General features: G+C 67.3%; 7 protein-coding genes and 1 pseudogene. 5 read left to right on the top strand and 3 right to left on the bottom strand.

The window, feature by feature from the left end; genetic code table 11:
- Positions 1-47 precede the first annotated feature (47 nt).
- Positions 48-374 (bottom strand): isochorismatase family protein, encoded by a 327-nt coding sequence (locus tag TY51_RS19365; RefSeq protein WP_307538242.1) that lies wholly within the window; start codon positions 372-374, stop codon positions 48-50.
- A 59-nt stretch (positions 375-433) separates the two neighbouring features.
- On the opposite strand from TY51_RS19365, the gene TY51_RS23815 reads away from it, so the two are divergent.
- From TY51_RS23815 to TY51_RS20615, 3 genes are all read left to right on the top strand, one after another.
- On the top strand, positions 434-643 hold the full coding sequence (locus TY51_RS23815; RefSeq protein WP_231559158.1) for a hypothetical protein: 210 nt from the start codon (positions 434-436) through the stop codon (positions 641-643).
- An 86-nt stretch (positions 644-729) separates the two neighbouring features.
- Entirely contained in the window at positions 730-879 is a 150-nt protein-coding gene (locus tag TY51_RS22320; protein WP_156118134.1) for a hypothetical protein, read from the top strand.
- Between the two features lies 1 nt (position 880).
- Positions 881-1,444: a DUF2585 family protein gene (locus tag TY51_RS20615; protein WP_052650494.1), complete on the top strand. Its 564-nt coding sequence runs from the start codon at positions 881-883 to the stop codon at positions 1,442-1,444.
- On the opposite strand, the gene TY51_RS19355 is transcribed toward TY51_RS20615, so the two are convergent.
- Together TY51_RS19355 and TY51_RS19350 are read right to left on the bottom strand one after the other, a co-directional pair.
- The gene (locus tag TY51_RS19355; RefSeq protein ID WP_197054847.1) at positions 1,407-2,645 is read right to left on the bottom strand and encodes a glycosyltransferase; all 1,239 of its coding nucleotides are present in this window, start codon (positions 2,643-2,645) and stop codon (positions 1,407-1,409) included. The genes TY51_RS20615 and TY51_RS19355 overlap by 38 nt on opposite strands.
- Before the next feature lie 271 nt (positions 2,646-2,916).
- A complete protein-coding gene (locus TY51_RS19350; protein ID WP_042252910.1) occupies positions 2,917-3,663 on the bottom strand; it encodes a hypothetical protein in 747 nt (248 codons plus the stop codon).
- Between the two features lie 440 nt (positions 3,664-4,103).
- On the opposite strand from TY51_RS19350, the pseudogene TY51_RS19345 reads away from it, so the two are divergent.
- Together TY51_RS19345 and treS are read left to right on the top strand one after the other, a co-directional pair.
- Positions 4,104-6,070 (top strand): annotated as a pseudogene (locus TY51_RS19345) (alpha-1,4-glucan--maltose-1-phosphate maltosyltransferase).
- Positions 6,067-9,253: maltose alpha-D-glucosyltransferase (treS, locus tag TY51_RS19340; RefSeq protein ID WP_042252908.1), on the top strand; the 3,187-nt coding region annotated here is incomplete at its 3' end. The pseudogene TY51_RS19345 and the gene treS, both read left to right, overlap by 4 nt.

Raw genomic sequence — 9,253 nt, 5'->3', positions numbered from 1 at the left:
GGGGCAGGGGGGCGCCCGATGCGGGGTGCCGCATCGGGCACGGGGCGTCAGCTGCGCAGGAAATCCTGGGTGCTAACGACATCGCCGTACAGGAACGCCAGCGCGCCCATGATCGCGGTGTGGACATGGGCGGCGGGGGCGGTCTGGCCGCCGAACTCGATGTCGCGGGTCGCGCAGGCATCGTGGATCGTGGTCGTCGCAAAGCCGTGGTCGTTGGCGGCCCGCGTGGTCGCGTCGATGCACATATGGCTCATCGCGCCGATGAGGATCACGTCCTGGACGCCGTTTTCGTCCAGTAGAGCCTTGAGGCCGGTGTCGCGGAACGAATTCGGAAAGTTCTTGGTGATGACGGCCTCGTCGCCTGCCGGGGCCACGACGTCGTTGATCTGGGCGCCGTGCTGCCGGGGACGAAGATCGGGCCGCCGGGGATCTCATGGCGGATGTTCACGACCAGATCGCCCTTGGCGCGCGCATGGGCGATCACGCGGGCGGCGTTTTCGGCCGCGGCCTCGATCCCCTCAAGGGGCAAGTTGCCGGTCGGCCAGTATTCGTTCTGAAGGTCGACGACCAGAATGGCGCGTTTGGACATGAGATCCTCCTGTGGTTCGGGCCATGGTGCACCGAATGTCGTCCGCAGCGATAGGGGGCACGACGCAAAGGCTGCGCCCGGACGGAACATCGCCCGCGGCCGGATGTTGGTGCGGACAGGACAGACAAAAGGACCGCGCCATGGACAAGAAGAAATCCGATCCCGTCGTGCCCCGGCAGAACGGCCAGGGACAGGGTCAGGGCGTGCCGCACGCGCCCGAGGAGTTCGACGTGATGAACCCGGCCAAGATGGACAGGCCGCCCGCCGACGACACCCCGCCCAAGACCTGACGTGACGGCGCATCCCGACACGGCCGCACCTCTGGATGCGCAAGCCGCACGGGCGGTCGCGGTGATCGTCATCGCGACCGCCGTCAAGCTGGCGGTCTTTGCGGCGCTGCAGCGGCCCTGGGGATGCGGATGCGGTCAGATCTGGGCGATGCCCGGCAACCCGGCGCTGAATTCGCAGACGCTGCTGGACCCCTATACCGCGCTGCATGCGGTGACCGGCGCGCTGCTGATCCTGCTGGTGGCGCGGTTGCGGCCCGATCTGGGCCTGTGGGCCTTGATCGCCGTCGTCGTCGCCAGCAGCACGACATGGGAGGTGATCGAGAACCTGCCCGTCAGCATCCGCCTGTTCGGATACGAGGCATCGGATCCGCTGGCCTATCACGGCGACAGTCGTCTGAACGCCTTTGCCGACACGGCCGCCGCCGTGGCCGGTGCGCTGTTCGCGCGGCGGGTATCCGCGCGCGTGGTGCTGGCGCTGGCGGTCGGGACAGAGATCGCGCTGTCCCTGTGGATTCAGGACGGGTTCATCATTGCTGCCATGCGTGCGCTGCGACAGGTGGTGTGACCAGGGTCGGGCGACGGCCCAGCACGCCCTCGATCGCGTCGACGGCCCCGGCGGCACGGGGCCAGTGGGGCGCGTCGTGGGCAAAGCTGCGGGCGTTCGTGCGGAACGACGGGTCGTCCAGCAGGCGGCACAGGGCGGCATGGATGCGGGCCTCGGACGCCCACCGGGGCGACAGGCGCAGGCCGGTGCCGGTCCGCGCGATGCGGGCGGCGACGCCCGGCTGATCGTTGGTCAGGGGCAGGGCCAGCATCGGCACGCCCTGTTCCAGACATTCCATGACCGTGTTCATGCCCGCATGCGTCACGCAGACCTGCGCCCGGCCCAGGATCGCGCGCTGCGGTACGAAACTGCGGACCCAGTCCGCGGGGATGCCGCGCGCGGCCTCGGCCGACTGCCCGCCAAGCGAGACCAGCACCTGCGCGCCGGCCCGCCGGCAGGCCCGCGCGATCCGCGCCAGCAGGCGGTGCCGGTGCCCCTGCAGCGTGCCAAGGCTGACATAGACCAGCGGCCGCGCCGGGTCGGGGCGGATGTCGCAGGGCAGCGGATCCTCGACCGGGGCGCGGAACAGGCCCATGTGCCGCACCCGCCCGCCGGTGACCGGCCGCGGGTGGTCGAACCCCGGCACGGCCTGCGCCAGCGTCATCAGCGGAGAGACGCAATCGGTGAAATCGCGCAGCGGCCCCAGGTCCCAGTCCAGGGCGGTCTGCGCGATCACCCGGGATTGCCGCAGCATCACCCATTGCGCGATCCGGCGCGCAGTCTGCAGGCGGTCGATGCCGCGTTCGCTGTGGTCCGGGCGCCAGCCCAGGAACGGGATCGGCACGCCCGGTTCATCGTCAAAGGGCAGGGCGCAGGCGATCGACACCATCGGAATGCGCAGGTGGCGCGACAGCAGGCCCGCCGCAGGCTCCGTCTGGTCGCCCAGGATCAGGTCCGGCCGATAGGCGGCGATGGCCTCGGGGCCAAGCCGGCACAGCATCCGCGTCCGGTCGGCCCCGGCGGCGATCTCTCCGCGCAGGCGCGCGGGGTGGCGTTCGGATGAAAGGCGGGGGCGAGACCGTACCGTGTCGCCATTCAGGAACCGGACATGGTGGCCGCGGGCGCGCAACTCCTCGGCCAGTGCGGCAAAGGCTTGCCGGTGGCTGGGATGGGGCGGGCAGATCATCAGGATGCGGGCGGCAAGCCGGTCGTATTGTACCATCATCGTCCTCTTGAAGGCCCAACGACGGCTTGCGAAAATCGTTGCAAAAGTTTGTGCATATGGGTGCGGCATCGGGTCGTGCCGGATGGCATCGCGGCGGTCGGGACTTGCTCGGACCGTCATGGCGGCGTGCCGTGCCGGAGGCGCGGTTTGGCGGGACCGACACCGGCGGGGCGAACGGAGACTGCACCAGTGTCTGGTCCGACCGGGTGGGATCAGGCCAGTCCAGCCCGGTGAAAACGGGGCCCCGTCCTGGGGCCCGACCATCAGTTCAGCTGTCGCGGTCGTCGACGATCACGGTCAGCTCTGCCCCGTCGCGGTGCAGGGCGATCACGTCATCGGCGGTATAGCCCTGGGCCTCCAGCGCCTCGATGACGGGTGCATGGTCGGCCAGGCTTGCGCGCAGGGCCGTCAGGCTGTCCGCACCATCGGTCAGGGCCGTGTCGATGTCTCCGGCGGTGCCTTCCGACATCGTGGCGGTCTGGGTTCCGCCGCCGGTCGCCAACCCGGTCGACATGCCCGCGGGCGCATCCACCGCGCCGCCGGCCGACGACCCCGAGGCGGTGTCGGACTGCATCATCGCCGACCCGGTCGTGTCGTTGGTGGTCTGGCCACCGGTCATCGGGGGGGTGCCATCCTCGGCCGTGGACACGGACCCGCCGGCCACCTGGTCCAGCGTTGTCAGGCCCGTCACCGTGACGGTGGTCTCGGCGTCCATGCCGTCCAGCTGGTCGCTGAAATCGCGTCCCGATTGCAGGTCGCCCACGACGCGTTCGTAGGACAGCGACATGTCTGCCGAACCGCCAGATTGCGCGGCAGAGCCGGTGTTCTCTCCGCTGCCGGTCGTCGTGGTCATGTCGGCTGTGCTGCCGCCCTCGCCTGCCGCGCCGGGGGTCGTGGCGTCGGCCGCGGGTGCGGTGGCCTGGGCCATGGCGTGATCCGGCAGCGCCAGCATCGGAACGGCAAGGGCTGCGGCGACAAGGGCCGCGCGGCTGGTCTGGGTCAGTGTCCGGGTCATGATAGCTCCTTGAAGATCAGGTCTTGCGCCGTGATGCGCCTCTCCGGTCCCAACCGGGGCCATGCGCATATGTTCCCGTCTTCCGGCGCGGAATGGGAAATGGACCCGCCCTTGTGCACCCGCTTTCCTGGATCGGCGCGGCTGCCCTGATCCGCGCGCGATGCTGACCCGGCTGATCCGGCGGGACAGGCACATGGCCCGAAAATTTCCGGGCGGCGATCCGTACGAAACCCGCAGGGACAGGCGTTTTGTGCCATTGGTGTGGGCAAATGCAGGCTTGTTTCGGGTTCTTCAGGAACATTCACGGGCGGTGCCTGTTCTGTTCCTGTCCGATCCAAGGAGACATATCCGTGTCCAACGACCAGCCCGCCAAGACATCCCCCGCAAATGCCGGTGTCCTGCGGCAAACGCCACGCCCGGCCGATGCCGACCCGACCCTGCTGCGCCTTGCCGCCGCACGGCTGGCGATCGAGGGGATTTCCCATCAGGTCGATGGCGGGCGCTTTGCCGCAAAGGTCGTCGCCGGGCAGGCCGACCTGTTCCAGGCGGACATCTTTTCGGACGGGCATGACATCATCGCCGCGGCCCTGCTGTGGCGCCCGGTCGGCCAGGACGGCTTTTCCGAGGTGCCGATGACCTTTGTCATCAACGACCGCTGGCAGGCCAGCCACGTGTTCGATGCGCCGGGGGAACACCAGATCGCCTTTGCCGCGTGGCGCGACCTGTTCGCCACCTGGCGCAAGGAGATCCTGGCCAAGCACGCCGCGGGCCAGTCCATATCGCTGGAACTGACCGAGGGGCGGCGCCTGATCGAGGCGGCGACCGGCCCCAAGGGTCGCGCGACCGCGGAGGACAAGACGGCGCTGGAGGCGGTTCTGGCACAGGACGACGCCTTGGCGGCGCAAGGGTATGCGGCCCGCCTGACGGCGCTGACGGATGACCAGGTCACCGAATTGATGATCCGCGCGCGCCCCGCACGGACCTGACCCTGTCCGACACGCTGCCGCTGTTCGTCGACCGACAGGCGGCGGCCTTCAGCGCGTGGTACGAGCTGATGCCCCGGTCGCAGTCGGGCAGCATGGACCGGCACGGCACCTTTGACGACGTGATCGCCCGGCTGCCCTATGTGCGCGATCTGGGCTTTGACGTGCTGTATTTCCCGCCGATCCACCCGATCGGGCGCACCAACCGCAAGGGTCCGAACAACAGCCTGACCGCAGGACCGAACGATCCCGGCAGCCCCTATGCCATCGGGTCCGCCGATGGCGGGCATGACGCGATCCACCCGGAACTGGGCGATTTCGACGATTTCCGCCGCCTGATCGACGCGGCCCGCGACCACGGGCTGGAGATCGCGCTGGACTTCGCGATCCAGTGTTCGCCGGATCATCCGTGGATCAGGGAACATCCCGAATGGTTCGACTGGCGCCCCGACGGCACCATCAAGTTCGCCGAGAACCCGCCCAAGAAGTACGAGGACATCGTCAACGTCCATTTCTATCGCGATGCATTGCCGGGGCTATGGTACGCGCTGCGCGACGTGGTGCTGTTCTGGGTCGGCCACGGAGTGCGCATCTTTCGCGTGGACAACCCCCACACCAAACCGTTCCCGTTCTGGGAATGGATGATCGCCGAGGTCCGCCGCGTCGATCCCGGCGTGATCTTCCTGGCCGAGGCCTTCACCCGGCCCAAGGTGATGAAGCGTCTGGCCAAGGTGGGCTTTTCGCAATCGTATTCGTATTTCACCTGGCGCAACGAAAAGACCGAGATCACCGATTACCTGACAGAGCTGACGCAGACCGACAGCCGTCTGGTGATGAACCCGAACTTCTTCGTGAACACGCCCGACATCAATCCGCGCTTCCTGCAGTCCAGCGGCAGGCCGGGGTTCCGCATCCGGCTGGCACTGGCCGCGACCTTGGGCGGCAATTACGGCGTCTATAGCGGCTTCGAGATCTGCGAGGCCGCGCCGGTGCCGGGCAAGGAAGAATACCTGGACAGCGAGAAATATCAGCTGCGGGTCTGGGACATGGATCAGCCGGGCAACATCCAGGACGACATCCGCCTGATGAACCGCCTGCGCCGCGACCACCCGGCGCTGCGCCAGTTCACCGACCTGACCTTTCACGTGGCCGACAACGACCAGGTGCTGGCCTATGCCAAGCGCGCTGGCGACGATTACGTGCTGATCCACGTCAACCTGGATCCCCACAACACCCAGACCTTCCAGTTCGAGGTCCCGTTGTGGGAGTTCGGGCTGCCCGACGATGCCTCGATCGAGGTCCGCGACCTGATCAACGGCAACAGCTTTACCTGGCACGGCAAGACCCAGACCCTGGATCTTGATCCCCAGACCCGCCCTTACGCCATCTGGCAACTCATCGCACCCGGAGCGCCGCGCCCATGAACATTCCCAATCCCAAGCGCGACGGCGCAACCTTTGCCGTGACCGGCGGCATCGACCGCGACCAGTCAGACTGGTACAAGGATGCCGTCATCTATCAGCTGCACATCAAGGCGTTTATGGATTCGAACGGCGACGGCATCGGCGATTTCGCCGGGCTGATGCAGCGGCTGGACTACGTCCAGGAACTGGGCGTGACGGCGATCTGGCTGCTGCCCTTCTATCCCTCGCCCTTGCGCGACGACGGCTATGACATCGCCGACTATCGGTCGATCAACCCGTCCTATGGGGCAATGCGCGACTTCAAGGCGTTCGTGACCGAGGCGCATCGGCGCGGCATCCGCGTCATCACTGAACTGGTCATCAACCACACCAGCGACCAGCATCCGTGGTTCCAGAAGGCCCGCCATGCCAAGCCCGGATCGGCGGCGCGCGATTTCTACGTCTGGTCCGACACGGACGAGAAATGGCCCGAAACCCGGATCATCTTTCTGGACACCGAAAAGTCGAACTGGACCTGGGACCCGGTTGCCGGGGCCTATTATTGGCACCGGTTCTATTCGCACCAGCCTGACCTGAACTTTGACAACCCCAAGGTTCTGGCCGAGGTGCTCAAGGTCATGCGCATGTGGTTGGAGATGGGTGTGGACGGGCTGCGCCTGGACGCGATCCCCTATCTGGTCGAACGCGACGGCACCAACAACGAGAACCTGCCCGAGACGCATGACGTCCTCAAGGCCATTCGCGCCGATCTGGACAAGCATTTCCCCGACCGGATGCTGCTGGCCGAGGCCAACCAGTGGCCCGAGGACACCCGCCCCTATTTCGGCGAGGGCGACGAATGCCACATGGGCTTCCACTTTCCGCTGATGCCGCGCATGTACATGGCGCTGGCGCAGGCGGACCGTCACCCGATCACCGACATCATTCGGCAGACGCCGGAGATCCCCGAGAACTGCCAGTGGGGCATTTTCCTGCGCAATCACGACGAACTGACGCTGGAGATGGTGACGTCGGAGGAGCGCGACTATCTGTGGCAGACCTATGCCACCGACACGCGGGCGCGCATCAACCTTGGCATCCGGCGTCGTCTGGCGCCGCTGATGCAGAACGACCGCCGCAAGATCGAGCTGCTGAATTCGCTGCTGCTGTCGATGCCCGGCACGCCGATCATCTATTACGGCGACGAGATCGGCATGGGCGACAACTATTACCTGGGCGACCGGGACGGCGTGCGCACGCCGATGCAGTGGTCGGGCGACCGCAACGCGGGCTTTTCCACCGCCAAGCCGCAGCAGCTGTACCTGCCCACCATCATCGACGCCGTCTATGGCCACCAGGTCATCAACGTCGAGGCGCAGGTGGACGACCCTTCGTCTCTGCTGAACTGGATGCGCCGGATGATCACCGTGCGCAAGCAGCACCCGGCGTTCGGGCGCGGAGAGATGACGCTGCTCTATCCGCGCAATCGCAAGATCCTGGCCTATGTCCGGGAACACGAGGGGCGCGCCTATCTGTGCGTGGCCAACCTGTCCGACAGCGCGCAGGCGGTGCAGCTGGACCTGTCGGCCCATCGCGGCATGGTCCCGGTGGAGCTGACCGGACGGTCGGCCTTTCCGCCGATCGGCGATCTGCCCTACATGCTGACGCTGCCGGCTTACGGCTTCTTCTGGTTCGCCCTGTCGGGCGAGGAGGAGATGCCGTCCTGGCACGAACAGCTGCCCGACATCCTGCCGGAGTTCATGACCCTGACCACCCGCGACGGCAAGGTCAGCACCGCGCTGGCCGGACGCGAGGGTGCGCAGCTGCAGGCAGAGGTTCTGCCGCAGTGGCTGCCGCTGCAGCGCTGGTTCGCGGCCAAGGATCAGTCGGTCCCGTCCCGTGTCCGCCTGCGTCAGTTGGGCGATCTGGGACAGGGCGAACATGCGATGGTCGCACTGGACGTGACCCCCGGCGACGACGGCGAGGCGCAGAGCTATTTCCTGCCCCTGTCGGCCCGGTGGGGCGACGAGAACCTGCGTCCCGGCGCGCCCAAGCTGTCCTGGACGCTGGCCAAGATCCGCCACACCGCACGGGTGGGGGCATTGGTCGACGGCGCCTTTGACGAGCGTCTGCCGCAGCTGTTGCTGGACGGGATGATGGAGGGCACGCCGCAGGGCGACCTGCATTTCCACGGCACCGATGCGCTGCGCGCCATCACCGAACCCGGAGCCCCGCGCCAGATGGGGGTCGAACAGTCGAACCTGTCGGTCGCCTTCTCGGACCAGATCATCCTGAAACTGTACCGCCGCCTGCGCACCGGGCATCAGCCCGATGTCGAGGTCGCGCAGTTCCTGACCACTGTCGCGGGCTTTGCCAACACGCCGCGCTATCTGGGCCATCTGGACCATAAGGGGGATCAGGACACGACCCTGGCCGCGGCCTTCGCCTTTGTCCCGAACCGGGGCGACGCCTGGACCGGCATCATAGACGCGCTGATGCTGGAACTGAACGAGAGCGACGGCTGGACATCGGCGGGCGATGCCGCACCGGTGCGGCACGGATACGACTTCCCGCTATCGATCGGCACGCTGCTGGGTCAACGGACGGCAGAGCTGCACCGCGCGCTGGCGACGCCGACCGACGATCCGGCCTTTGCGTTGCATGACCTGACGGCTGACACGCTGCGCGGATGGGCCGATAATGCGGTGACCGATGCGGAAGCGATGCTGGCCCGGCTGGAGCAGGCGGACCTGCCTGAGGATGCCGCGCCCTTGGCCAAAAAGGTGCTGGCACAGCGGGACACGCTGCTGGACCGGCTGCGCCGCGTGGCCGACCTGACCCCGTCCGGCGGGCTGTCGCGTATCCATGGCGACTATCATCTGGGCCAGGTTCTGCTGGCGCAGAACGACGTGGCCATCATCGACTTCGAGGGAGAACCCGCGCGGTCGCTGGATGAACGTCGGGCGCTGTCGTCGCCCTTGCGCGACGTTGCGGGCATGCTGCGGTCCTTTGACTATGCCGCGCTGACGGTGGTCGCCCGGCATCGCGCCAGCTTTGGCGCGACGGTCGAACAGGCGCTGGAGCGGATCGAGGATTGGCGCCGCACCGCCAGCGCCGCGTTCCTGGACAGCTATCGCGAGCATGTCGACGGGTCCGCGAACCTGCCGTCCGATCGTGCCGCGGCCGATGCGCTGCTGGACCTGT

This window comes from Paracoccus sp. PAMC 22219 (assembly GCF_000787695.1).
Lineage (GTDB): Bacteria > Pseudomonadota > Alphaproteobacteria > Rhodobacterales > Rhodobacteraceae > Paracoccus.
This window is presented reverse-complemented; position numbering and strand designations above follow the sequence as displayed.